This window comes from Streptomyces sp. NPDC088254, assembly GCF_044740925.1.
In the GTDB taxonomy this organism is placed as follows: domain Bacteria; phylum Actinomycetota; class Actinomycetes; order Streptomycetales; family Streptomycetaceae; genus Streptomyces.
Map to the genome: position 1 here is coordinate 189,823 of NZ_JBIURQ010000014.1, position 23,178 is coordinate 213,000.

The 23,178-nt window shown below is 71.1% G+C and carries 19 protein-coding genes and 1 pseudogene; 5 read left to right on the forward strand and 15 right to left on the reverse strand.

Annotation, left to right across the window (positions count from 1 at the left end; translation table 11 throughout):
* Positions 1-135: 135 nt before the first annotated feature.
* Together ACIOC0_RS35050 and ACIOC0_RS35055 are read right to left on the reverse strand one after the other, a co-directional pair.
* Positions 136-1,398, reverse strand: coding sequence for a helix-turn-helix domain-containing protein (locus ACIOC0_RS35050; RefSeq protein ID WP_402160031.1), 1,263 nt, complete (start codon positions 1,396-1,398; stop codon positions 136-138).
* A 386-nt stretch (positions 1,399-1,784) separates the two neighbouring features.
* Complete coding sequence (locus ACIOC0_RS35055; RefSeq protein WP_402160034.1) at positions 1,785-2,177, reverse strand: hypothetical protein; 393 nt, start codon at positions 2,175-2,177, stop codon at positions 1,785-1,787.
* Between the two features lie 307 nt (positions 2,178-2,484).
* Here ACIOC0_RS35055 and ACIOC0_RS35060 point away from each other — a divergent pair, with 307 nt between their 5' ends.
* Positions 2,485-3,012 carry a universal stress protein gene (locus ACIOC0_RS35060; protein WP_130436636.1) on the forward strand — a complete coding sequence of 176 codons (528 nt, stop codon included), beginning with the start codon at positions 2,485-2,487 and terminating at the stop codon, positions 3,010-3,012.
* 92 nt (positions 3,013-3,104) lie between these two features.
* On the opposite strand, the gene glmS is transcribed toward ACIOC0_RS35060, so the two are convergent.
* Together glmS and ACIOC0_RS35070 are read right to left on the reverse strand one after the other, a co-directional pair.
* Positions 3,105-4,922 (reverse strand): glutamine--fructose-6-phosphate transaminase (isomerizing), encoded by a 1,818-nt coding sequence (glmS, locus tag ACIOC0_RS35065; RefSeq protein ID WP_130436637.1) that lies wholly within the window; start codon positions 4,920-4,922, stop codon positions 3,105-3,107.
* Between the two features lie 24 nt (positions 4,923-4,946).
* The gene (locus ACIOC0_RS35070; RefSeq protein WP_130437517.1) at positions 4,947-5,204 is read right to left on the reverse strand and encodes a hypothetical protein; all 258 of its coding nucleotides are present in this window, start codon (positions 5,202-5,204) and stop codon (positions 4,947-4,949) included.
* A gap of 385 nt (positions 5,205-5,589) precedes the next feature.
* Here ACIOC0_RS35070 and ACIOC0_RS35075 point away from each other — a divergent pair.
* A pseudogene (locus ACIOC0_RS35075) lies at positions 5,590-5,889 on the forward strand (phosphoesterase); the annotation flags it as partial.
* Between the two features lie 13 nt (positions 5,890-5,902).
* Here ACIOC0_RS35075 and ACIOC0_RS35080 read toward each other — a convergent pair.
* From ACIOC0_RS35080 to ACIOC0_RS35130, 11 genes are all read right to left on the reverse strand, one after another.
* Positions 5,903-6,790, reverse strand: a complete 888-nt coding sequence (locus tag ACIOC0_RS35080) for a DUF4429 domain-containing protein (RefSeq protein WP_402160037.1) — start codon at positions 6,788-6,790, stop codon at positions 5,903-5,905.
* A gap of 70 nt (positions 6,791-6,860) precedes the next feature.
* Positions 6,861-8,636, reverse strand: a complete 1,776-nt coding sequence (locus tag ACIOC0_RS35085; RefSeq protein ID WP_402160039.1) for an IucA/IucC family protein — start codon at positions 8,634-8,636, stop codon at positions 6,861-6,863.
* Positions 8,633-9,196 carry a GNAT family N-acetyltransferase gene (locus tag ACIOC0_RS35090; RefSeq protein ID WP_402160042.1) on the reverse strand — a complete coding sequence of 188 codons (564 nt, stop codon included), beginning with the start codon at positions 9,194-9,196 and terminating at the stop codon, positions 8,633-8,635. Before ACIOC0_RS35090 ends, ACIOC0_RS35085 begins: the two co-directional genes overlap by 4 nt.
* The gene (locus ACIOC0_RS35095) at positions 9,193-10,470 is read right to left on the reverse strand and encodes a lysine N(6)-hydroxylase/L-ornithine N(5)-oxygenase family protein (RefSeq protein ID WP_402160045.1); all 1,278 of its coding nucleotides are present in this window, start codon (positions 10,468-10,470) and stop codon (positions 9,193-9,195) included. The genes ACIOC0_RS35090 and ACIOC0_RS35095 overlap by 4 nt, the downstream gene beginning before the upstream one ends.
* Positions 10,454-11,920 carry a lysine decarboxylase DesA gene (gene desA / locus ACIOC0_RS35100; RefSeq protein WP_402160047.1) on the reverse strand — a complete coding sequence of 489 codons (1,467 nt, stop codon included), beginning with the start codon at positions 11,918-11,920 and terminating at the stop codon, positions 10,454-10,456. Before desA ends, ACIOC0_RS35095 begins: the two co-directional genes overlap by 17 nt.
* Positions 11,921-12,112: 192 nt before the next feature.
* Positions 12,113-12,976 carry a siderophore-interacting protein gene (locus ACIOC0_RS35105; RefSeq protein ID WP_402160049.1) on the reverse strand — a complete coding sequence of 288 codons (864 nt, stop codon included), beginning with the start codon at positions 12,974-12,976 and terminating at the stop codon, positions 12,113-12,115.
* A 152-nt stretch (positions 12,977-13,128) separates the two neighbouring features.
* Entirely contained in the window at positions 13,129-14,175 is a 1,047-nt protein-coding gene (locus ACIOC0_RS35110) for an ABC transporter substrate-binding protein (RefSeq protein ID WP_402160051.1), read from the reverse strand.
* A 177-nt stretch (positions 14,176-14,352) separates the two neighbouring features.
* Positions 14,353-15,513, reverse strand: coding sequence for an acyl-CoA dehydrogenase family protein (locus ACIOC0_RS35115; RefSeq protein ID WP_402160053.1), 1,161 nt, complete (start codon positions 15,511-15,513; stop codon positions 14,353-14,355).
* Complete coding sequence (locus tag ACIOC0_RS35120; RefSeq protein ID WP_402160056.1) at positions 15,513-16,466, reverse strand: hydroxymethylglutaryl-CoA lyase; 954 nt, start codon at positions 16,464-16,466, stop codon at positions 15,513-15,515. Before ACIOC0_RS35120 ends, ACIOC0_RS35115 begins: the two co-directional genes overlap by 1 nt.
* Complete coding sequence (locus ACIOC0_RS35125; RefSeq protein ID WP_402160059.1) at positions 16,463-18,394, reverse strand: acetyl/propionyl/methylcrotonyl-CoA carboxylase subunit alpha; 1,932 nt, start codon at positions 18,392-18,394, stop codon at positions 16,463-16,465. The genes ACIOC0_RS35120 and ACIOC0_RS35125 overlap by 4 nt, the downstream gene beginning before the upstream one ends.
* 11 nt (positions 18,395-18,405) lie before the next feature.
* The gene (locus ACIOC0_RS35130) at positions 18,406-20,022 is read right to left on the reverse strand and encodes a carboxyl transferase domain-containing protein (RefSeq protein ID WP_402160061.1); all 1,617 of its coding nucleotides are present in this window, start codon (positions 20,020-20,022) and stop codon (positions 18,406-18,408) included.
* Positions 20,023-20,118: 96 nt separating this feature from the next.
* Here ACIOC0_RS35130 and ACIOC0_RS35135 point away from each other — a divergent pair, with 96 nt between their 5' ends.
* The 3 genes from ACIOC0_RS35135 (at position 20,119) to ACIOC0_RS35145 (ending at position 22,948) form a co-directional block, all read left to right on the forward strand.
* Entirely contained in the window at positions 20,119-20,721 is a 603-nt protein-coding gene (locus ACIOC0_RS35135; RefSeq protein WP_389038506.1) for a TetR/AcrR family transcriptional regulator, read from the forward strand.
* A gap of 167 nt (positions 20,722-20,888) precedes the next feature.
* Complete coding sequence (locus ACIOC0_RS35140; protein WP_130436650.1) at positions 20,889-22,046, forward strand: acyl-CoA dehydrogenase family protein; 1,158 nt, start codon at positions 20,889-20,891, stop codon at positions 22,044-22,046.
* 35 nt (positions 22,047-22,081) lie between these two features.
* Positions 22,082-22,948 carry an acyl-CoA thioesterase gene (locus ACIOC0_RS35145; protein ID WP_402160064.1) on the forward strand — a complete coding sequence of 289 codons (867 nt, stop codon included), beginning with the start codon at positions 22,082-22,084 and terminating at the stop codon, positions 22,946-22,948.
* The last annotated feature ends 230 nt before the right edge of the window (positions 22,949-23,178 follow it).

The window sequence follows — 23,178 nt, forward strand, 5'->3', positions numbered from 1 at the left end:
TTCTGCCCCCCACCCGCGGGGGGCGGCGGGCGTTGCGGCGGCCCCGGGGGGGCCCGCCCCCCGGGGGCCCCCCCCCCGGCCGCGGGGGGGGGGGGGGGGGGGGGCCCCCCCGCCCCCCCCCCCCACCGCCCGTCCTCACATGCCGCTACGCGGTCCCGGCAGGCTCGCCCGCGATCCCGCGAAGGCGTCCCGTGCGTGCTGGCCGTGCTCCGCGGACAGGGCAGCGGCCGACGCCGTGTGCGGCGAGCCCGCCGGCGCGGTCGGTCCCGGCGTGCGCCGCACCTGCGGCGGCACACCCGCCTCCGGGTACAGCCCGCCCATGCCCGGCCCCGCCGGAACCGGCGCAGGCGGCTCACTGTCGGTCTGCGGCCGGTCTCCCTGCGGCCGGCGCGCCCGGTACGCCGCCCGGTAGGCGGCCGGGGACGAGCCGAGCTGCCGCCGGAAGTGCCCGCGCAGCGCCACCGGCGAGCGGAACCCGCACCGCCCGGCGACCTCGTCGACGGAGTAGTCGGAGGTCTCCAGCAGTCGCTGCGCCTGAAGCACCCGCTGGGTGATCAGCCACTGCAGCGGAGCGCTGCCGGTGAGCGAGCGGAACCGCCGGTCGAAGGTGCGCCGGCTCATGTAGGCGCGCGCCGCGAGCGTCTCCACGTCGAACTGCTCGTGGAGGTGCTCCAGTGCCCAGGCGACGACCTCGGCGAGCGGGTCGGCGCCGATCTCCTCCGGTAAAGACCGGTCGAGGTAGCGCTCCTGACCGCCGGACCGGCGCGGCGGGACCACGAGCCGGCGGGCCAGCGCGCCGGCCGCCTCGTTGCCGTGGTCCGTCCGCACGATGTGCAGACACAGGTCGATCCCGGCCGCCGTGCCCGCAGACGTCAGCACATCGCCGTCGTCGACGAACAGCTCCCGCGGATCGACGTGCACCGACGGATAGCGCTTGGCCAGCGTCGGCGCGTACATCCAGTGTGTGGTGGCCGGACGCCCGTCCAGCAGGCCTGCCGCCGCCAGCACGAACGCGCCGGTGCACAGGCCCACGATGCGGGCGCCTTCCTCGTGCGCCCGGCGCAGTGCGTCGAGCGCTTCCGAGGGCGGCGGGGAGGTGATCGAACGCCAGGCCGGCACGACGACCGTGCCGGCCCTGGATATCGCCTCCAGGCCGTGCGGTGCGGTGAGTTCCAGGCCCCCTGTGGTCCGCAGTGGGCCGTCCTCACCGCCGCACACCAGTAGTCGGTAGCGCGGTACGCCGGCGTCCTGGCGGTCAATCCCGAACACCGACAGCGGAATGGAACTCTCGAAAATCGGGCCGCCGCTGAACAGCAGTACCGCGACGATCTCCTTGCGGCGTCGCCCCGACAATTTCCGGGCCGCGGCCTCCGGCGCGGCGATGGAGTCGTGGCTCATCCTGCTAAGCCCCCCTTGGTGGTCGCGGCGCCCCTAACTTGTCGGGCTTGTCGCTCCTGCACGTTTCCCCTCGGTCCTGCACGAGTCCCCCGCCGTAGACAGTCAAGATCGAATCTACTGTGTCGTGCGCCGCCGGCGTGGCCGGTTCAGCACCCGACAGATTGTCGACATGGCAACTTGGCGTGAAGCATTCGATCACGAAGCGTTGCACTCACGGGCCGTGCAGGGAAGTGCGCCTTGTGGCAGTGGCCAATCCACGTAGGGTGTGCGGGGCCCGCCAGACCCTCTTCGTGCAGGTGGGACGGGGGGAGGGGGGTGGTCGGGGCAAGAGGTGCGGGGTGCTTGGAAGTTGGCTGAAAACCGATGTCTCGGGGTGTTAAAACCGGTCAGCCGACCGGTGTGCTTCCGCCGCTGTGACGACCGCCACGCCGCGCTCCGCCCTCGGTGCGGTGCCGGGCCCCGCGCCGGGACCCGTAGGGGGCTTGTGCCCTGTGTTCCCCCAGTGACTCATGTGACTCGTGGGGGCCCTGCGAGAGGCGAGCCGCGTGTTCCTGCGACCGCTGTCGGGCGGCGCACCGCTCGGAGCGGCGCAGCAGCAGCCGGCAGACGGCGGTGACGGCGGCCAGTCCCAGGGCCGTGCCGAGGGCGCCGGCGAGGGAGGCGCCGAACCAGAACAGGACCACCGGGACCAGGACGCAGCTGAAGGCCGCCCAGCGGATCAGGTCGGTGGTCCGGTCGTCCCCGGCGCGGGCGTCGGGGGCTCGGCGGGCTGCGGGCATGGGGCGGCTTCTTCCTGGCTTCCGGAGGGGCGATGGCTCAAGGGGTTCAACGCCCCTCCGGCGGGTCGGTCACCGCCCCCGGTGAGCGCACCCTGCGCAAACCGCCTGTACGGGGCAGCAACCATTGCGTTACGGGCGGCCCTCGTGCATGCTCCCTGGAACCCCCCAGGGGACAAGCGCGGGATCTGGGCCAACGGGGCTTGCCGCCGTACCCTTGGGGGTATGGGCCGGGGAAGGCGATTCCCGGACACGCTCCGCCGCTCACGCTCGTCCCACCCGTATTAAGGATCGATACGCCGAGACAGCCATGGCCGGTCACGAATTCTTCGAACCCGCGGACCGCAAGCGGCCCGTCGCCGACCCGACGGCGGCCGAGCCCCTGGCGGCGGAAGAGACACGCCCGTCCTGCGATCCCGCTTTCAAGCACGGCGTGGTCGTCGGTTTCGACGGCTCCATGTCCAGTGAGCGCGCCCTCGCGTACGCCATCGGCATGGCCCATCGCTCCCGCTCGGGGCTGATCATCGTCCATGTGGCCAACCGGCTGCCCACCACGGTGTGGGCGGGCTGCGAGCCGCCGGTCTTCGTCGATGTGCCGGACCACCGCACCGAGGTGCTCGGGCTGGAGCTCGCCTGCGCCGACTACCTCTCCGAGGTCCCCTGGATCCTGGTCGAGCGCGGCGGTGACATCTGCCACGAACTCGAAGAGGTGGGGCGGGAGTACGAGGCCGACGCGATCGTGGTCGGCTCGACGCACGGCATCGTCGGGCGGATCTTCGGCTCCGTCGCCGGCCGGCTCGCCAAGCGCGCGAAGCGGCCCGTCGTCGTCATCCCGTGACTCCCGACGCGTCCCTCGTCGGAGTGACTTGAGGCGTCAATGCGGGTGGGCCCCCTGACGTGACGTCAGGGGGCCCACCCGCGTCGTTTCTTCTACTCGACGGTGACCGACTTCGCCAGGTTGCGCGGCTTGTCGATGTCCCGGCCGAGGGCCTTCGCCGTGTAGTACGCGAGCAGCTGGAGCGGGATGCCCATCAGGATCGGGTCGAGCTCGTCCTCGTTCTTCGGGACGACGATCGTCTGGTCGGCCTTCTCCTGGCACTCGTGGGCCACCGCGAGGATCTTGCCGCTGCGGGCCTTGATCTCCTCCAGGGCGGCGCGGTTCTTCTCCAGCAGGTCGTCGTCGGGGACGATCGCGACCGTCGGCAGGGCCGGCTCGATCAGGGCCAGCGGGCCGTGCTTCAGCTCCGAGGCGGGGTAGGCCTCGGCGTGGATGTAGGAGACCTCCTTGAGCTTCAGGGAGGCCTCACGGGCCACCGGGTAGCCCCGGACGCGGCCGATGAAGAGCATCGAGCGGGCCTCGGCGAACTGCTCGGCCAGCTTCTCGATCTCGGCCTCCTGCTCCAGGATCTCCGCGATCTGGCCGGGCAGCTTGCGCAGCCCCTCGATGATCCGCTTGCCGTCGCGCACCGACAGGTCGCGGGTGCGGCCCAGGTGCAGCGCGAGCAGGGCGAAGGCGACCGTGGTGTTGGTGAAGCACTTCGTGGAGACGACGCACACCTCGGGGCCGGCGTGCACGTAGATGCCGCCGTCCGCCTCACGGGCGATCGCCGAGCCGACCACGTTCACCACGCCCAGCACCCGCGCGCCCTTGCGCTTCAGCTCCTGGACGGCGGCCAGCACGTCGTACGTCTCACCGGACTGGGAGACCGCGATGTACAGGGTGTCGGGGTCGACGACCGCGTTGCGGTAGCGGAACTCCGATGCCGGCTCGGCGTCGGCGGGGATGCGGGCCAGCTCCTCGATCATCTGGGCACCGATCATGCCCGCGTGGTACGAGGTGCCGCAGCCGAGGATCTTCACCCGGCGGATCTGGCGCGCCTCGCGGGCGTCCAGGTTGAGGCCGCCGAGGTGCACGGTGGAGAAACGGTCGTCGATGCGGCCGCGCAGCACGCGGTCCACGGCGTCGGCCTGCTCGTGGATCTCCTTGTGCATGTAGGTGTCGTGGCCGCCCATGTCGTAGGAGGCGGCCTCCCACTCCACGGTGGTGGGCTCGGCGGTGGTGCGGGTGCCCTCGGTGGTGTAGGTGCGGAAGTCGTCGGCCTTGAGGGTGGCCATCTCGCCGTCGTCCAGGGTGACGACCTGGCGGGTGTGGGCGACCAGGGCGGCGATGTCCGACGCGACGAACATCTCCTTCTCGCCGATGCCGAGGACGACCGGCGAGCCGTTGCGGGCGACGACGATCCGGTCGTTGAAGTCGGCGTGCATGACGGCGATGCCGTAGGTGCCCTCGACCACGCGCAGCGCGTCGCGGACCTTGTCCTCCAGCTTGTCGGCCTGGGACCGGGCGACGAGGTGGACGAGGACCTCGGTGTCCGTCTCGGAGAGGAACTCGACGCCGTCCGCCTCCAGCTTGCGGCGCAGGTCGGCGGCGTTGTCGATGATGCCGTTGTGGACGACGGCGACTTTCAGGTCGGCCGACATGTGCGGGTGGGCGTTGACGTCGGAGGGGGCGCCGTGGGTGGCCCAGCGGGTGTGGGCGATGCCCGTGGTGCCCTTGAAGCGGGCCGGGACCTTCGCCTCCAGGTCGCGGACCCGGCCCTTGGCCTTGACCATCTTCAGGCCGGCCGCCTTCGGGGAGGTGACGACGAGGCCCGCCGAGTCGTAGCCGCGGTACTCCAGGCGCTGCAGGCCCTCCAGGAGCAGCGGGGCGACGTCACGCTTCCCGATGTATCCGACGATTCCGCACATGTATACGTTTCCCCAAGCTTTCGATCACCCGTAGACGATGCGCCGCAGTTGCCGGAGCGTGAGCTCCGGCGGGGCCACCGCACGGTATTTCAGGTCCGCCTCGATCCGTTCGAAGATCTCCGCGTTGACCAGGCCCTGGGCCTGGAGCTCGCGGTGGCGGCGACGGACGTAGTCCTCGGTCGTCTCGTCGAAGTAGGCGAGCACGTCCTGGATCACCCGCAGCGCCTCGCCCCGCCGCAGGGGCGAGGAGCGCGTCAGATGATCAACGAGTTCGTCGTGCACCCGGTAGATCCTGAGGTACCGGCGCGGGTTTCGCAAGAATCCTGCCCGATTACGGGCAACCGCTTGCGGACGATCTTGGGCGCAACATTGGATCTGTCATGAGTGGCTGTTCGCGCTCCGTCCACCCCCGCGCCCCGCGGACCGTTGCCCGGGGCAGCGGGTTCCGGGCCTCATGGACACTCCTCGCACGGGCGTACCCGAGCGGCTCGCCGCCCGCATGAGCATGGCCGAGCAGCACGAGTACCTGCGCACCAGATTCTCCCGGCGCACGATGATCAGGGGCGGCGCGGACCGGCTTCGACTCCCGGATCCGGGACCGGTTCCTCGCCCGGACCGAGCCCGTCGCCGAGTCCGTCCCCTGGATGCCGGCCTTCGGCAACCACGCACCTCCACCGCCCACGCCTCCGAGGGGGGAGTGCGCCAGGAGTGGGTGCCGCTGTTCGAGAAGTACACCGTGGACCTCGTCATCAACGGCCACAACCACCAGTACGAGCGCACCGACGTCATCAAGGGCGGCAAGGTCACCCGCGAGCTCCCCATCGGCGGCACCGCCTACCCCGAGACCGACGGCGTCGTCTACGTCACCGCGGGCGCCGCGGGCCGCACGGCCACGCTCACCGTGCGCGGCATCGCCGAGAGCGGTGAGCGGGTCGATCACTTCACGGTGGCGCGCAAGGCGAAGTAGCCGCGCGCGGTCCTCACATCCGCTTGAGGACCGCCCGCTTGGCCACGGCGAACTCCTCGTCCGTCAGCACCCCGTCCCGGTGCAGCCCGCCCAGCTCACGCAGCCGCCGCAGCAGCACGTCGTGCTCGTCCCCGGCGGGGACGGCCGAGGGAGCGGGAGCGAGCGGCTCACGTGCCCCGGGCGCCGCGCCCTCGGAGGCACCCGAAGGATGCGGCAGGCGCGCCTGCACGGCCGCCGCCACCAGCGCCATCAGCGGATCCTTCTTGAAGCCCCACAACTCGACCGCGTTCGGGTCGTACTTGGGCGGCGCCTTGGTGGCCGCGCCCCGGACGGTGAAGCGCAGATGCCCGTTGCCCAGGCCCGCCGCCGGATGCCATTCCACGGCCGTGATCTCGGTGACGGGCAGCGTGCGGGTCCCGGCGGCCGCCTTGGCCTCCTCCGTCTTCCAGTTCCACTCCAGCTTCACGCACTCGCCGTCGAAGCTCGCCGTGCCGTCCCCGGCGGACACCGACAGCGGCACCGACGGCCCCGGCAGCAGAAACGACTCCACCGCGCCGGAGGGGACCTCCTCCAGCAGCAGCGCGTTGCGCACCTCGTCCGCGAAGTACTCGGCGACACCGAGACGGTCGCTCTCGACGAGGAGTTGATACGGGTCGTGCGGCTCGCTGAGCCGGCCGCCCGTCGCGTGCAGCAACGGGTCGGCGCCGTCCCGCAGCCGCAGCCTCAGCCGTCCGGCCTTCTTCCCCTGCTCGAACGAGACGCCCGCCAACGCCCCCAGTGGCACCGTGAGTTCGCCGAGAGTGCGGCGTAACAGGCCGACGTTCTTGTCCCTCCCCGGGGTCAGCCGCAGCGCGTCGCCGTCGAAGACCCAGGTGCCGTCCTTCTGGATGATTTCCGCCATGGGAGGATTCTTCCAAAGACGGCGACGGGCGCCCCCGAGGACCGTACTCGGGGGCGCCCGTCCCTTTCGATCAGAACCCGGCGACGGGGTTCTCCAGGGTTCCGATCAGCTGGAGGGCGCCCGAGGGGTCCGCCAGGTCCACCATCTGCCTGTTGTCGCGCAGTTGGAGCCGGTTGAGGCAGGACAGCGCGAACTCCGGCGCGAACATGTCGTACTGCTTGAACCGCTCGGCCAGTTCGGGGTTCGCGTCCTGGTACGCACGGGTCACCTCGGCGACCGTGCGCCAGAACTCGCCCTCGTCCAGGATCCCTTCGGCGGCGAGGTCCGCGGCGAGGAAGCGGAAGAAGCAGTCGAAGACGTCCGTGAAGATCGACAGCAGCTTCTTGTCCTCGGGGACTTCCACCCGGATCCGCCGCACCTCCGGTGGCAGCACCGCGTCGGGGTCCATCACCGCGATCTCCTCGGCGATGTCCTTGTAGACCGCGCGCTGCACGACCCCGTCCCGCAGCACCAGGATGGTGTTCTCGCCGTGCGGCATGAAGACCAGGTCGTAGGCGTAGAACGAGTGCAGCAGCGGCGTGTAGTACGCCTCCAGGTAGTGGCGCAGCCACTCGGTCGGCGCCAGCCCCGACTGCTCGATCAGCGCACCGGCGACCGACCTGCCCTCGTGGTCCACGTGGATCAGCGAGGCCATCGTGGCGAGCGACTCGCCGTCCTTCAGGGACGGCACCGGGCTCTCCCGCCACAGCGCGGCCAGCATCTTGCGGTACGGCGAGTAGCGATCGGTCGCCGCCTCGTACTCCAGGTGCCGGTAGCCCACGGCCGCCCGCTCCCGGATGATCGACAGACCCGACGACCTCAGCACCGGGTCGTTCTCGATGAGCCGCGCCAGCCAGTCGTTGATCGCCGGGGTCGCCTCCATGTACGCCGCCGACAGACCGCGCATGAAGCCCATGTTGAGGACGGACAGCGCCGTCTTCACATAGTGCTTCTCGGGATGCGAGCTGTTGAAGAACGTCCGGATGCTCTGCTGCGCCAGGTACTCGTCCTCGCCCTCGCCCAGGCACACCAGGTTCCCCCGGGCGACCTCGGCGGCGAAGGTGACCGCCAGCTTGTTCCACCACTGCCAGGGGTGGACGGGGATGAGCAGGTAGTCGGCCGGGTCCAGCCCCCGGTCGGTGAGCCGCGCCTCGAACCGCTCGACCGTCTCCTCGCCCAGCTCCTGCCGGACGAAGGACTCGTACTCGATGCCGGCGCCCGCGGTGAACGCCGCCCGCGACCGGTGGGCGGCCAGCCACACCAGCCGCACCGGGTTCGCCGTCTCCGGCGCGTACGACAGGTACTCGTGGACGCCGAAGCCGAGCCGCCCGTTGTTGGCGACGAAACAGGGGTGGCCCTCGGTCATCCCGGTCTCGATGGCCTGGAAGCCCGCGCGCGCGAGTTCCGCCGAGGTGAGCCGCGGCTTGGTGAGCTTGTAGCAGGTGCCGGAGAGGGTGGAGGAGATCTCCTCCAGGTAGACCGGCAGGATCTCCTCGCTCAGGCCCAGCGTCGTCTTCAGCTCGATGAAGAAGTCCAGTGCGGCGATGGGGAGTTCGACGCCGTCCCGGCTGCGGGTGATGGAGTCGGCGTCGACCTGCCAGTGGTCGAGGGCGCGGCGCACGGCGGCGAAGCGGTAGTCGGTCAGCCCGTCGTCGCTGCGGACGACGTACCGGCCGTCGTCGCCCTCCGGCTCGGGGGTGAGCAGCCGCTCGTGCGCGAACTCGGCGAGGGCCTTGCGCACCAGCAGACGGTTGGCGGTCTCCCAGCGCTCGGGGGAGAGGTGGGCAACGGAGTCGGCGAGGTTCATACGGCCACCCCCGTCGCGGCGGCGAACTGCTCCCGCGTGCAGAAGCTCAGCAGCGCCTTCTTCTCCGGCTTGACGATCTCCCGCTCCGGGACGAAGCCGACGGCCTCGTTCAGGGCGTGCACGGCCGTGTTGGAGACGTCCGGCTCGACGACGACGCGCCGCACCGCCGCGTCCTCGAAAAGGTGCGCCATCACGGCGGTGATGACCGCCCGGGTGAAGCCGTGCACGGGCCGGTCGGTGGGGGCGACCAGGAAGTGCATGCCGATGTCGCCGGGCCGCGGCTCGTACAGCCCGACCAGTTCACGGTGGGCCGGGTCGTAGTACTCCATCAGGAAGGCCGGCGTGCCGCGGTGCAGCCCGAGCAGGGCGTGGTGGTGCTCGTCGGCGGCTGTCTCCATGTACGCCCGCTCGACGTCCACGAGCGTCGCGTCCTGCATCATCCAGTAGGCGGCCTTGGGGTGTGTCACCCACCCGTGCAGCAACTCGGCGTCCTTCAGGGGGTCGAGGGGCCGGAGGGTGAGGGGCCCGATGTCGGTGGGGGAGCCGGTGGTGGGGGTCATACGGCGAACTCCTGGAACGCGATGGTCTTCTCGACCGGGTAGTACTCGCTGCCGAGCAGCTCTCGGATGATGTAGCTGTTGCGGTAGGGGCCCATGCCCAGGTCGGGCGAGGTGATGCTGTGGGCGTGGACGCCCGCGTTCTGCAGGAACACCTCCCGCCCGGTGCTGTCGATGGCGTAGTTGCGGGCGACGTCGAAGTTGCCCCGGGAGTCGTAGCGGAGTCTGTCGCGGACCGGCCGGAGGAACTCGGGCTCCGTGTAGGCGTATCCGGTGGCCAGGACCAGTCCCTCGGAGGTCAGCTCGAAGTCCTTCTCCTGCTCCTCCTGGCGGAAGGAGAGGCGGTAGGCGCCGTCCTCGTACGCGGCGCCGGTGAGGGCGGAGTTGGTGAGCAGACGGGTGGGGACCGGGCCGCCGAGGTTCTTCTGGTAGAGCAGGTCGAAGATGTCGTTGACGAGGTCGCCGTCGATGCCCTTGAACAGGCCCTTCTGCTGGGCGCTGAGCCGGTAGCGGGTGGCCTCGGGCAGCGCGCGGAAGTAGTCGACGTACTCCGGGGAGGTCATCTCCAGCGTGAGCTTGGTGTACTCCAGCGGGAAGAAGCGCGGGGAGCGGGTGACCCAGTTCAGCTGGTAGCCGTGGACGTCGATCTCGCTGAGCAGGTCCTGGTAGATCTCGGCGGCCGACTGGCCGGAACCGACGATCGTGATCGACCGCTTCTTCTGCAGCTCCGCCTTGTTCTGCACATAGCGGGAGTTGTGGAAGAAGTCGCCGCCGAGGCCGCTGACCGCCTCCGGGTAGTGCGGCGAGGTGCCGGTGCCGAGGACCAGCCGGCGGGCGCGGAACTCCTCGCCCGCGGTGGTGCGCACCACGTACCGCTCGCCGTCGTGGACGATCTCGCCGACGGTCGTGGAGAATCGGACGTTGCTCAGCTTGTTCGCGGCCCAGCGGCAGTAGTCGTCGTACTCGACCCGCAGCGGGTAGAAGTTCTCGCGGATGTAGAACGAGTACAGCCGCCCCTTCTCCTTCAGGTAGTTGAGGAAGGTGTACGGCGAGGTCGGGTCGGCGAGGGTCACCAGGTCCGACATGAACGGCGTCTGCAGATGCGCGCCGTCGAGGAACATGCCGGCGTGCCACTCGAAGTCGGGCTTGGAGTCCAGGAAGATCCCGTTCAGTTCCTCGATGGGCTCGGTGAGGCAGGCCAGGCCGAGGTTGAAGGGGCCGAGCCCGATGCCCACGAAGTCGTAGGTCGTGTCCGTGGTGTCAGGAAGCGCGGTCAAGGGGTTCTCCCAGGTACTGCTCGGCGTGGCCGGCGATGAGGTCGAGGACGGCGGCCATGTCGGCGGTCGTGGTCTCGGGGTTGAGCAGGGTGAACTTCAGGTAGTGGCGGTCGTTCACCTTGGTGCCCGCGACCACGGCGTCGCCGGAGGCGAACAGGGCCTTGCGGGCGTGGAGGTTGGCGCGGTCGATCGCGGCCGGGTCGGTGACGGCCGCGGGGATGTAGCGGAAGACGAGCGTGGACAGCGAGGGCTGGACGACGACGTCGAAGCGCGGGTCGGCGGCGAGCAGTTCCCAGCCCTCGGCGGCCAGGTCGCAAACCTCGTCGAAGAGCGCGCCGATGCCGTCGGCGCCCATCGTGCGCAGGGTCATCCACAGCTTGAGCGCGTCGAAGCGGCGCGTGGTCTGCAGGGACTTGTCCACCTGGTTGGGGATGCGCTCCTCCACCATGCGGCGCGGGTTGAGGTACTCGGCGTGGTAGGTGGCGTGCCGCAGCGTGGCCGCGTCGCGCACCAGCACCGCCGAGGAACTCACCGGCTGGAAGAAGGACTTGTGGTAGTCGACGGTGACGGAGTCGGCGCGCTCGATGCCGTCGATGCGGTCGCGGTACTTCACCGAGGCGAGCAGGCCGCAGCCGTAGGCGGCGTCGACGTGCATCCAGGCGCCGTACCGGTCGCACAGTTCGGCGATCTCGGGCAGCGGGTCGATGGAGCCGAAGTCGGTGGTGCCGGCGGTGGCGACGACGGCCATGGGGATCAGGCCGGCCTCGGTGCAGCGCTCCAGCTCGCGGGCGAGGGCGAGGGTCTGCAGGCGCTTGTCGTGGTCGACGGGGACGGACACCACGGCGTCCGGTCCGAGGCCGAGCAGTTTCGCGGACTTCTTCACGCTGAAGTGGCTGACCTCGGAGGCGAAGACGCGCAGTTTGCCGAGGGCGGCCGGCCCCTCCCATCCGTCGCGTCCCGGCTTGGCCTCCTCGCGGGCCAGCAGCAGCGCCTGGAGGTTGGACTGCGAGCCGCCGGAGGTGAAGACGCCGTCGGCGGCGGGACCGAGACCGATGCGCTCGGCCGTCCAGTCGATCAGTTTGCGCTCGATGAGGGTGCCGCCGGCCGACTGGTCCCAGGTGTCCAGGGAGGAGTTGACGGCGGAGAGAACGGCTTCGCCGAGGACGGCCGGGATGACGACCGGGCAGTTGAGGTGCGCGAGGTAGCGGGGGTGGTGGAAGTAGATCGCGTCGCGGAGGTAGACCTCCTCCAGCTCGTCCAGGACGGCCGCGGTGTCGTGCAGGGGCTTGTCCAGGTCGATGCCCTCGATCCGGGGGGCGAGGTCGTCGACCGAGACGCCGGTGAACGGACGGTCGGTGGCGGCGAGTTTGGCGGCCACCCGCTCGACTCCTTCGGTCACGGAGCGGCGGTAGTGCTCCGCGGTCGTGTCATTGAGCAGGTGCGAGCGCATGGTGGGGGTCCTCCGGGTGGGGACGGTCCGCTCGGGGAACGGACGCAGGGGCGGAACCTCGGGTTCAACTTAGGTAAGCCTAACTTAAGTTGAAGCGCCTCAAGTCCGGCCTCCCCCGTGACGGTCCTCACGTTTGTCCGGCCGTCAACTCGCTTTGCGCGTCCGGGTGTTGGCCACTGCAGCTGCCCGCTCTCACTCCTGCTCGCGCAGCTGCTCCTCGGACAGGCCCCGGCGCCAGTAACCGACGAACGTGACCCGGCGCCGGTCGATGCCGCGCTCGCCGACGAAGTGTCGGCGCAGCTGCTTCACGCACCCCGACTCGCCGGCGATCCACACGTACGGCCGCTCGGCGGACGGCAGCCGGGCGGCGCGCAGGGCGCCGAGGGCCATGGGGGAACCCTCGTCGCCCTCCGCGCCGGTGTGCTCGCCCTCGCCCCGCACGAGCCAGGTGATCTCGGCGTCAGCCGCCGTCGCGAGACCCCGCACGCTCCCGGCGTCGTGGACTTCCAGCCAGGCCCGCACCCGCAGGCCGGCCGGCAGCGACTCCAGGATCGAGGAGATCGCGGGCAGCGCCGTCTCGTCGCCCCACAGCAGCACCAGGTCGGTGTCCTCGGGCGCCCGGAAGCGGATCGCCCGGTTGTCGGCGATCGCCGGACCGAGCAGCACCACCCGGTCCCCGGCGGCGGCCCGGGCGGCCCACCGGGAGGCCGGACCGGCCGGCGTGTGCAGCACGAAGTCGACGTCGATCTCCGAGGTGCGCCCCAAGGCGTCCCGGCGCAGCGACCGGAGCGTGTACGAGCGCATCACCGCCCGTACGCCGTCCGGGAGTTCACGCCACGCCTGCCACCAGCCGTCCCCGAGCTCGTACGGGATCCGCGGCTCGCTCTGCCCGGGGTGCGGCAGGAAGAGCGAGAGTGACTGGTCGTACCCGTCGGAGAAGAAGTGCTGAAGGTCCTCCCCGGTGAAGGTGACCCGGACGAGAGAGGCGTCGAGCCGTGTCGTCCGGGCGACCTGGAGGGCGAAGAAGCGGAACGGTGCGGCAACGGCGGTGGTCATGAGGCGTTCTCCTGATGTCGCGTCAGGTGTCAACGGGGGGCAGGGCGGCTCACCTAGGGGCGCGGGGCTGCGTCGACATGCGGCTCAGCCGCGTGGGCGCGACCAGCCCGATCCGGCGTGCAGCCGCCCACGCTCCACGGCCACCCCACCGGTCAGGCGACCTTCTTCGCCGTCTCCAGCGCCTTCGCGAGGTTCTCCAGCAGCGGCACGCACTTGTCGTACGACAGGATCGGCTCCGGCGACCGCCCGATGACCTGCCCCGCCTTGACGGCCGGCAGCTGCTTCCACGTCGGCTTGGTGATCGCCGACGGCTGCTGCGCCTGGGAGCGGTCGTCCAGCATGATGATGTCGGCCTTGTACTTGTCGACGTTCTCCCAGCTGAGCGACTCGAACCAGCCGCCGCCCTGCGCCTTGGCGCTCTCCGGCGGCTCGACGAAGTTCACGCCGAGGGCCTTGAAGTACTCGAGGTCGATGGAGAGGTTGGTGCCGGAGACGTAGAACAGCTCCGCGCTCGCGGAACCGGCCAGCACCTTGATGTCGGGCTTGGCCTTGGCGGCGGCGCGCAGCCGGGTGGCCGCGGCCTCGAAGCGCTTCTTGGCGTCGGTGGCCTTGGCTGCGGTCAGGTCCGCGCCGAGGGAGCCGGCCAGCGCCCACATGCGCTCCAGGGGCGCGGTGAGCTGGCGGTCGTAGACGGATATGCCGACGCTCGGGGCCAGCTTGGCGATCTTGTCCTTGGAGGCCTCGGGGACGTACCAGAGGGTGCCGGCGTTGTCGAACATGGTGGAGATGAGCACGTCGGGAGCGAGCGCCGCGTACTTCTCGACGTTGAACTCGTCCCAGACGTTGCCGATGATCTCGACCTTGGAGATGTCCATGTCGCCGGCCTGGACGTCGGGCTTGCCGGCGGTCGTCTTGGTCGGGCCGAAGACGCCCGTGACCTGGACGCCGTAGTCGAACAGGGCGGCGGCGACGCCGGTGAAGGCGACGATGTTCGCGGGCGTCTTGTCGAGCTTCACGGTGGTGCCGCGGTCGTCCTTGAACGTCCAGGGGCCCGACTTGGCGGAGGGGGCGGCGGTCGAGTCCGAGCCACCGCTCTTCGCGTCGTCGTCGCCGCACGCCGCGAGGACGGCCCCGAGGCCGAGGGCGCCACCGGCGGCGAGGACGCCGCGGCGGGTGAGGTGGGTGGTGGCGTTGGACATGAGATTGGCTGCTTTCGAACGGGGCCGATGACCCAAGGGCAAGTTCGAATGTAGGTTAGCCTAACCTCAGATCTTGTCCAGTCCCGCTCAGGCGTCAGGTCCGGGCGGGAGCGGACATGCCGAAGGCCGCGACGGGCGCACCGCCGCGGCCACTTCGGGCGCCCCGCTTTCCGGGGATCAGCCCGCCAACCCCAACTCCCTTGCGATCAGCATCCGCTGCACCTCACTCGTGCCCTCGCCGATCTCCAGGATCTTGGAGTCCCGCCACATGCGGGCCACCGGATACTCGTTCATGAAGCCGTACCCGCCGTGGACTTGGGTGGCGTCGCGGGCGTTGTCGACGGCGACCGTCGAGGAGTACAGCTTCGCCAGCGCCGCCTCTTTCTTGAAGGGCTCGCCGGCCACCAGCCGGGACGCCGCGTCACGCCAGGCGAGACGCGCCGTGTGCGCCTTCATCTCCATGTCGGCGATCTTGAACTGTATGGCCTGGTTCGCGCCGATCGGGCGGCCGAACGCCTGGCGTTCGCGCGCGTACTTCACCGACTCGTCCACGCAGCCCTGGGCGAGCCCGGTGGCCAGGGCGGCGATCGCGATCCGGCCCTCGTCCAGGATGCGCAGGAACTGGGCGTAGCCGCGGCCCTCTTCGCCGAGCAGGTTCGCCGCCGGGACGCGCACGTCCGCGAAGGACAGCTCGCGGGTGTCGGAGGCGTTCCAGCCGACCTTGGAGTAGGGGGCGGCGACCGTGAAGCCGGGCGTGCCCGAGGGGACGATGATCGCGGAGATCTCCGGCCTGCCGTCGGGCCCGCGGCCGGTGACCGCCGTGACCGTGACCAGACCGGTGATGTCGGTGCCCGAGTTGGTGATGAAGCACTTCGTGCCGTTGATCACCCATTCGTTCGTCGCCTCGTCCAGCCGCGCCGTCGTGCGTGTCGCGCCCGCGTCCGAGCCGCCGTCGGGTTCGGTGAGGCCGAACGCGCCGAGGATCTCCCCGGAGCACAGACGCGGCAGCCACGTGCGCTTCTGCTCCTCCGTGCCGAACAGGTGCAGCGGCATGGCGCCCAGCGAGACGCCCGCCTCCAGGGTGATGGCGACGGAGGAGTCGACGCGGGCCAGCTCCTCCAGCGCGATGCCGAGCGCCAGGTAGTCGCCGCCCATGCCGCCGTACTCCTCGGGGAACGGCAGCCCGAACAGGCCCATCCGGCCCATCTCGCGGACGATCTCGTACGGGAACTCGTGCCGCTCGTAGAAGTCGCCGATCTTCGGGGCGACCACGTCATGGGCGAACGCCTCCACCGTGCGGCGGAGTTCCTCGAGTTCGGGGGAGAGACGGTGGTCCATCACTGCTCCTTGTGGGACAGGGCCCGCACGGTGCGGGAGGGGCTGGGTCGGCCCAACTGTTCGGCCATCCAGACGCTTGTGGCGACGAGACGGCCGAGGTCGACCCCGGTGTCGATGCCGAGGCCCCGCAGCATCCACACGAGGTCCTCGGTGGCGAGGTTGCCGGTGGCGGACTTCGCGTACGGGCAGCCGCCGAGACCGCCCGCGGAGGCGTCGACGGTGGTGACGCCGTGCTGGAGCGCGGCCAGGGTGTTGGCGAGGGCCTGCCCGTAGGTGTCGTGGAAGTGCACGCCCAACACGCCTGCCGGGACGCCTTGTTCGCCGAGCGCGGTGAGCAGCTCCACGACGTGGCCGGGGGTGGCGACGCCGATCGTGTCGCCGAGGCTCAGCTCGTCGCACCCCATGGCGAGCAGCGCCCGGCACACCCGCACCACCTGGGGGACCGGGACCGCGCCCTCCCAGGGGTCGCCGAAGCACATGGAGAGGTAGCCGCGCACATGGACGGCGTTCGCTTTCGCGCGCGCCACGACCGGCTCGAACATGGCGAGCGCCTCGTCCACCGTGCGGTTGAGGTTGGCCTTGGCGAAGGACTCGGTGGCGCTGGCGAACACGGCGACCCGGCCGGCGCCGAGGGCGAGCGCCCGGTCCAGTCCGCGTTCGTTGGGCACCAGGACGGGCAGCTCGACGGGCAGCGAGGACACCAGCGGGTACAACTGTTCGGCGTCGGCCAGCTGGGGCACCCACTTGGGGTGCACGAAGCTGGTCGCCTCGATCGTCGTCAGTCCCGCCCCGGCGAGCCGGCGCACGAACTCCGCCTTCACCTCGGTCGGCACGGCCGTCTTCTCGTTCTGCAGCCCGTCGCGCGCCCCGACCTCGTGGATCCTGACGCGCGCGGGCAGACCCCCGGTCGGCACGACCATGGGGAGCCCGCGCAGGGCGTCCGGCGATGTCATCCCGCGGCCTCCTCGTGCGGTGCGACGACCGCCAGGACCTGGTCCATGGCGACCGTCGTGCCCGGTGCGACGTCCAGTTCGGCGACCGTTCCGGCGTGCGGGGCGGAGATGACGTGCTCCATCTTCATCGCCTCCACCACCAGCAGGCTCTGCCCGGCGGCCACCTCGTCGCCGACGGCGACCTTCACCACCGTCACCGTGCCCGGCATGGGCGCGGTCAGCGAGTCGGCGCCCGCGTGCGCGGCCCCCGACAGGGAGGCGGCGACCGGGTCGTGGTCGCGCACGTGCCAGGCGTCGCCGTCCCGGCCCAGCCAGTCGCCGGCCCGGTGGAAGGAGTGCCGGACGCCGTCGAGGGTGACGTGGACGCGGTCCTCGGTGACGGTGTGGGAGCCGCGCGCCGTGTAGTGAACGGGCTCGGTCACCCGCAGGGGGAAGGCGACCGGCCGGGGCACACCGCCCATCCGCCAGCCGTTCGGCACGGAGAAGGGATCCGTCCAGCCGTCCCCGCGCGGGCTCAGCGCCTGAAGGCGTACGGCCGCGGCGGCCTCGTAGACCTCCTCGGGCACGTCGGCCGGGACCAGGTCCTCCGCGACCCGCTCGACCAGCCCGGTGTCCAGCTCGCCCGCCACGACCGCCGGATGGGCCAGCAGCCGGCGCAGGAACCCGGCGTTGGTCTGCACGCCCAGCGTGACCGTCTCCGCGAGGGCCGCCCGCAGCTTCCGCAGGGCCGTCGCCCGGTCGGGGCCGTACGCGATCACCTTGGACAGCATCGGGTCGTACAGGCTGCCGACCTCGGAGCCCTCGACGAGCCCCGAGTCGGTGCGGACGCCGTCGCCCTGCGGCTCGCGCAGCCTGAGCACCGTGCCGCCGGAGGGCAGGAAGCCCCGGGCGGGGTCCTCGGCGCAGAGCCGCGCCTCGACGGCGTGCCCGGTGAGGGCGATGTCGTCCTGGCCGAACGCCAACGGCTCGCCCGCCGCCGCCCGCAGCTGCCACTCCACCAGGTCCAGGCCGGTGACCAGCTCGGTGACCGGGTGCTCCACCTGGAGGCGGGTGTTCATCTCCATGAAGTAGTACGCCGTCGGGTCGCCGCCCGGAACGATGAACTCCACCGTGCCCGCGCCCCGGTAGCCGCAGGAGCGGGCCGCCTGCACCGCCGCCTCGCCCATCGCGGCCCGGGTCGTCTCGTCGAGCAGGACGCTGGGCGCCTCCTCGACGATCTTCTGGTGCCGGCGCTGGAGGGAGCACTCGCGTTCGCCCAGGTGGACGACGTTGCCGTGGGCGTCGGCCAGCACCTGGATCTCGATGTGGCGGGGCCGGTCGATCCACCGCTCCACGAGGAGCGTGTCGTCGCCGAAGGAGGCGCGGGCCTCCCGGCGGGCGGCGGCGATCTCGTCGGCGAGCACGGCCGGGTCGCGGACCAGGCGCATGCCCTTGCCGCCGCCGCCGGCGCTCGGCTTCAGCAGCACGGGCACGCCGATCTCGCGGGCCGCCTCGATCAGCTGCGCGTCGTCCAGGCCGCTGCCGGACGAGCCCGGCACGACCGGAACCCCGGCCTCGCGCACGGTCGCCTTGGCGCGGATCTTGTCGCCCATCAGGGCGATCGCCTCGGCGGGCGGCCCGATGAAGACGAGCCCGGCCTCGGCGCACGCGCGCGCGAAGGCGGCGTTCTCCGCGAGGAAGCCGTAACCCGGGTGGACGGCCTGGGCGCCGGTGCGGGCGGCTGCCTCCAGCAGCCGCTCCACGGACAGATAGCTCTCGGCGGCCGGCGCCGGGCCGATCCGCACGGCGGTGTCGGCCTCCCGGACGTGCCGGGCGTCGGCGTCGGCGTCGGAGAAGACCGCCACCGAACGCACGCCGAGCGAGCGCAGGGTGCGGATGACGCGGACGGCGATCTCGCCGCGGTTGGCCACGAGCACGGTGTCGAACAAGGGTCCCCTCCTCACATCCGGAAGACGCCGAACTGGGGGTCCCCCAGCGGCGCGTCGGCACAGGCGGTCAGGGCCAGGCCCAGTACCTGCCGGGTCTCCAGCGGGTCGATCACGCCGTCGTCCCACAGGCGGGCGGTGGCGTAGTAGGCGTTGCCCTGGCGCTCGTACTGCGCTCGGACCGGGTCCTTGAACGTCTCTTCCTCCTCCAAGGACCACTCCTGGCCGCGCGCCTCCAACTGGTCGCGCTTGACGGTGGCGAGGACCGAGGCGGCCTGCTCGCCGCCCATCACGGAGATCTTGGCGTTGGGCCACATCCACAGGAAGCGGGGGGAGTAGGCCCGGCCGCACATCGAGTAGTTCCCCGCGCCGTACGAGCCGCCGACGACGACGGTCAGCTTCGGCACGCGCGCGCAGGCGACCGCGGTCACCATCTTGGCGCCGTGCTTGGCGATGCCGCCCGCCTCGTAGTCGCGGCCGACCATGAAGCCGGAGATGTTCTGGAGGAAGAGCAGCGGGATGCCGCGCTGGTCGCACAGCTCGATGAAGTGGGCGCCCTTCTGGGCCGACTCGGAGAACAGGATGCCGTTGTTGGCGACGATCCCCACCGGGTGGCCGTGGATCCGGGCGAAGCCGGTGACGAGGGTCTGCCCGAACTCCGACTTGAACTCGGCGAAGCGGGAGCCGTCGGTGATACGGGCGATGACCTCCCGTACGTCGTAGGGGGTACGGGAGTCGACGGGGACCGCGCCGTACAGCCCGTAGGGGTCGACCTTGGGCTCGACGGCCGGGCGGACCTCCCACGGCGGGGCCGGGCGGGCCGGCAGCGTGGAGACGATGGTCCGCACGATCCGCAGCGCGTGCGCGTCGTCCTGGGCGAGATGGTCGGTGACGCCCGACACACGCGCGTGGACCTCGCCGCCGCCCAGCTCCTCGGCGGTGACGACCTCGCCGGTGGCGGCCTTCACCAGCGGCGGGCCGCCGAGGAAGATCGTGCCCTGTCCGCGCACGATCACCGCCTCGTCGCTCATCGCCGGGACGTACGCGCCGCCCGCCGTGCACGAACCGAGAACGGCGGCGATCTGCGGGATGCCGGCGCCCGACATACGGGCCTGGTTGTAGAAGATCCGCCCGAAGTGCTCGCGGTCGGGGAACACCTCGTCCTGCATTGGCAGGAAGGCGCCGCCGGAGTCCACCAGGTACAGACAGGGCAGCCGGTTCTCCAGCGCCACCTCCTGCGCCCGCAGGTGCTTCTTCACGGTCATCGGGTAGTACGTGCCGCCCTTGACGGTGGCGTCGTTGGCGACGATCACGCAGTTCCGGCCGCTGACCCGGCCGATCCCGGCGATCACGCCGGCGGCCGGGGCCTGCCCCTCGTACATCCCGTCGGCGGCGAGGGGGGCGAGCTCCAGGAAGGGCGAGCCGGGGTCGAGAAGGGCGTCGACCCTGTCCCTCGGCAGCAGTTTCCCGCGCGCGGTGTGCCGCTCGCGTGCCTTCTCGCCGCCGCCGAGGCGGGCGGCGGCGAGCTTGCCGCGCAGCTCCTCGACGAGTGCGCGGTGGGCCTCCTCGTTGGCCCGCCAGGCCTCCGACGCGGGGTCCGCCGCGCTCGTCAGCTCCGGTGCCTGCTCCATCCTTGCGGTCCCCTCACCCAGTGATCGACTGTTAATGAGCGTTAACCATTTCCATCAGGTTAACGAGCGCTAACCTGGATGTCTAGAATTGTTTTCATGGCCACCAGAACCGACGCCCCCACCCGCCGCGAGCAGATCCTCAGGGAGGCCGCGCGCCTCTTCGCCGAGCGCGGGTTCCACGGCGTCGGCGTGGACGAGATAGGGGCCGCGGTCGGCATCAGCGGACCCGGTCTGTACCGGCACTTCCCCGGCAAGGACGCGATGCTGGCGGAGCTGCTGGTGGGTATCAGCGGGCAGCTGCTGACCGGCGCCAGGCGCCGTCTGGCGGAGGCCGACGGCGACCCGGCCGAGGCGGTCCTCGACTCGCTCATCGAGGGGCACATCGACTTCGCGCTCGACGACCGTCCCCTGATCACCCTGCACGACCGCGAGCTGGACCGCCTGCGCGACAGCGACCGCAAGCTGGTCCGCCAGCTCCAGCGGCAGTACGTGGAGCTGTGGGTGGAGGCGCTGCGCGCGGTGTACCCGGACCTGCCCGAGCCCGCGGCCCGCTCGGCGGTCCACTCGGTCTTCGGCCTGCTGAACTCCACCCCCCACCTGGGCCGCCCGGGCTCCCTCCCCGGCCGCGCGGCCACGGCGCAGCTCCTGCACCGCATGGCCCGCGGCGCGTTCGCGTCGGCCGCACCCCCACAGGAGTGACGAGCGTTACGAACACCCCCCTGGACTCCCTCCCTACCCGCCGGTACGGTTGCCCTGAGCAAGCGCTTAGCCACGGGGAAGCGCAACCATGGATCGAGTCACCCCCGCGGCGAGCAACCAGGTACGCGAGAGCGGCGCCGGTTTAGGCGCACAGAAGGGTGGCGGCGGTGCGCCGTACGGTGTTCAACGAGGATCACGAGGCGTTCCGGGAGACCCTCCGGGCCTTCATCGAGGCCGAGGTCGTCCCCGTCTACGACGAGTGGCTCGCCGCGGGCCAGGCGCCGCGCGACTTCTACTACAAGCTGGCCGAGCTGGGCGTCTTCGGCATCCGCGTCGACGAGGAGTACGGCGGCGCCGGCATCGACTCCTACAAGTTCGAGGCCATCCTCTACGAGGAGACCGCCCGCGCCGGCATCACCTTCGGCGGCTCCGGCGTGCACGTGCTGCTCGGCCTGCCGTACATCAAGCTTCTCGCCACGGACGAGCAGAAGAAGCGCTTCCTGCCGAAGTTCGTCTCCGGCGAGGAGATGTGGGCCATCGCGATGACGGAGCCGGGCACCGGTTCGGACCTCGCCGGCATGCGCACCACCGCCAAGCTCTCCGAGGACGGCACGCACTACGTCCTCAACGGCGCCAAGACCTTCATCACCGGCGGCGTCCACGCCGACCGCATGATCGTCTGCGCCCGCACCTCCGCGCCGACCGCCGAGGACCGCCGCTACGGCATCTCCCTCTTCGTCGTGGACACCAAGGCGGAGGGCTACTCCGTCGGCCGCAAGCTGGACAAGCTGGGCCTGAAGACCTCCGACACGGCCGAGCTTGCGTTCGTCGACGTGAAGGTGCCCGTCGAGGACCTCCTCGGCGAGGAGAACAAGGGCTTCTACTACCTCGGCCACAACCTGGCCTCCGAGCGCTGGGGCATCGCCTACGGCGCGTACGCGCAGGCCAAGGCCGCCGTCCGGTTCGCCAAGCAGTACGTGCAGGAGCGCACCGTCTTCGGCAAGACCGTCGCGTCGTTCCAGAACACGAAGTTCGAGCTGGCCGCCTGCCAGGCCGAGGTGGACGCCGCCGAGGCCGTCGCCGACCGCTCGCTGGAGGCCCTGGACGCCGGTGAGCTGACGCCCGCCGAGGCCGCCTCCGCGAAGCTGTTCTGCACCGAGGTCGCGCACCGCGTGATCGACCGCTGCCTCCAGCTGCACGGCGGTTACGGCTTCATGAACGAGTACCCGATCGCCCGCCTGTACGCGGACAACCGCGTCAACCGCATCTACGGCGGCACCAGCGAGATCATGAAGTCGATCATCGCGAAGGACATGGGCCTGTAAGCCGGACGCAACTACCGGCGGATACAACTGACTCCATGAGCCAGGCACTTCAGGATCTCCTCGATCTGCTCGACCTCGAGCAGATCGAGGAGAACATCTTCCGCGGCCAGTCCCGGTCCGCCGTCGTCCCGCGCGTCTTCGGCGGGCAGGTCGCGGCCCAGGCGCTGGTCGCCGCCGGGCGCACCGTCCCAGCGGACCGGCACGCCCACTCCCTGCACGCGTACTTCCTGCGCATGGGCGACCCGGGCGCGCCCATCGTCTACAACGTCGAGCGCATCCGCGACGGCCGCTCCTTCACCACCCGGCGCGCGGTCGCCGTCCAGCACGGCCGGCCGATCTTCACCCTCTCCGCGTCCTTCCAAGCGTACGAGGAGGGCCTCGACCACCAGGCCCCCGTGCCGTCCTCGCCCGACCCGGCGAGCCTGCCCACCTCCGCGGAGCGGCTGCGCGGCTACGACCATCTCGACCCGGTCGTCGTCGAGAAGTTCCTGGAGGCCCGCGAGGCCATCGACCTGCGGTACGTCGACGAGCCGCCGTACGGCAGGTTCGGCGAGCCGCGCGAACCGCACAGCCAGGTCTGGTTCCGCACCAACGGCAAGCTCGCGGACGATCCGCTGCTGCACGTCGTGCTGGCCACCTACGTCTCCGACATGACGCTGCTGGACTCCGTCCTCCTCGCGCACGGCCGCGGCGGGTGGGCGGTCGGTGACGTCGTCGGCGCCTCGCTGGACCACGCGATGTGGTTCCACCGCCCGTTCCGCGCCGACGAATGGCTGCTGTACGACCAGGAGTCGCCGTCGGCGCACGGCGGCCGCGGCCTCGGCCAGGCCCGCATCTACACGCAGGACGGACGCCTCGCCGTCTCGGTGATCCAGGAGGGCGTGGTCCGGGTCCCGCGGTGACGGGCGGGCGGGACGTGCGGGGCGGTGTCCGAGATGCCGGGGCGCGGCCCCGCGACTAGGCTCGAAGTCCGAACGCCGCACGCGCGGCACACCCGGCAGACCGGTTCCCGCTTCACGCGGAACGCGTCCCCGGCGATCGCCTCGAGACCTCGCCGGCCGCCCCCCGTGCCCCCTCGACGCCTGCGGTGACATCCGGAAGACCCTCCCGCGACGTCTGTTCGCGGCTGCGG

Bases quoted from the DNA above. Each gene is read 5' to 3' on its own strand.
- ACIOC0_RS35050 (WP_402160031.1), bottom strand. From the start codon at position 1,398: ATGAGCCACGACTCCATCGCCGCGCCGGAGGCCGCGGCCCGGAAATTG.
- ACIOC0_RS35055 (WP_402160034.1), bottom strand. From the start codon at position 2,177: ATGCCCGCAGCCCGCCGAGCCCCCGACGCCCGCGCCGGGGACGACCGG.
- ACIOC0_RS35060 (WP_130436636.1), top strand. From the start codon at position 2,485: ATGGCCGGTCACGAATTCTTCGAACCCGCGGACCGCAAGCGGCCCGTC.
- glmS (WP_130436637.1), bottom strand. From the start codon at position 4,922: ATGTGCGGAATCGTCGGATACATCGGGAAGCGTGACGTCGCCCCGCTG.
- ACIOC0_RS35080 (WP_402160037.1), bottom strand. From the start codon at position 6,790: ATGGCGGAAATCATCCAGAAGGACGGCACCTGGGTCTTCGACGGCGAC.
- ACIOC0_RS35085 (WP_402160039.1), bottom strand. From the start codon at position 8,636: ATGAACCTCGCCGACTCCGTTGCCCACCTCTCCCCCGAGCGCTGGGAG.
- ACIOC0_RS35090 (WP_402160042.1), bottom strand. From the start codon at position 9,196: ATGACCCCCACCACCGGCTCCCCCACCGACATCGGGCCCCTCACCCTC.
- desA (WP_402160047.1), bottom strand. From the start codon at position 11,920: ATGCGCTCGCACCTGCTCAATGACACGACCGCGGAGCACTACCGCCGC.
- ACIOC0_RS35105 (WP_402160049.1), bottom strand. From the start codon at position 12,976: ATGACCACCGCCGTTGCCGCACCGTTCCGCTTCTTCGCCCTCCAGGTC.
- ACIOC0_RS35110 (WP_402160051.1), bottom strand. From the start codon at position 14,175: ATGTCCAACGCCACCACCCACCTCACCCGCCGCGGCGTCCTCGCCGCC.
- ACIOC0_RS35115 (WP_402160053.1), bottom strand. From the start codon at position 15,513: ATGGACCACCGTCTCTCCCCCGAACTCGAGGAACTCCGCCGCACGGTG.
- ACIOC0_RS35120 (WP_402160056.1), bottom strand. From the start codon at position 16,466: ATGACATCGCCGGACGCCCTGCGCGGGCTCCCCATGGTCGTGCCGACC.
- ACIOC0_RS35130 (WP_402160061.1), bottom strand. From the start codon at position 20,022: ATGGAGCAGGCACCGGAGCTGACGAGCGCGGCGGACCCCGCGTCGGAG.
- ACIOC0_RS35135 (WP_389038506.1), top strand. From the start codon at position 20,119: ATGGCCACCAGAACCGACGCCCCCACCCGCCGCGAGCAGATCCTCAGG.
- ACIOC0_RS35145 (WP_402160064.1), top strand. From the start codon at position 22,082: ATGAGCCAGGCACTTCAGGATCTCCTCGATCTGCTCGACCTCGAGCAG.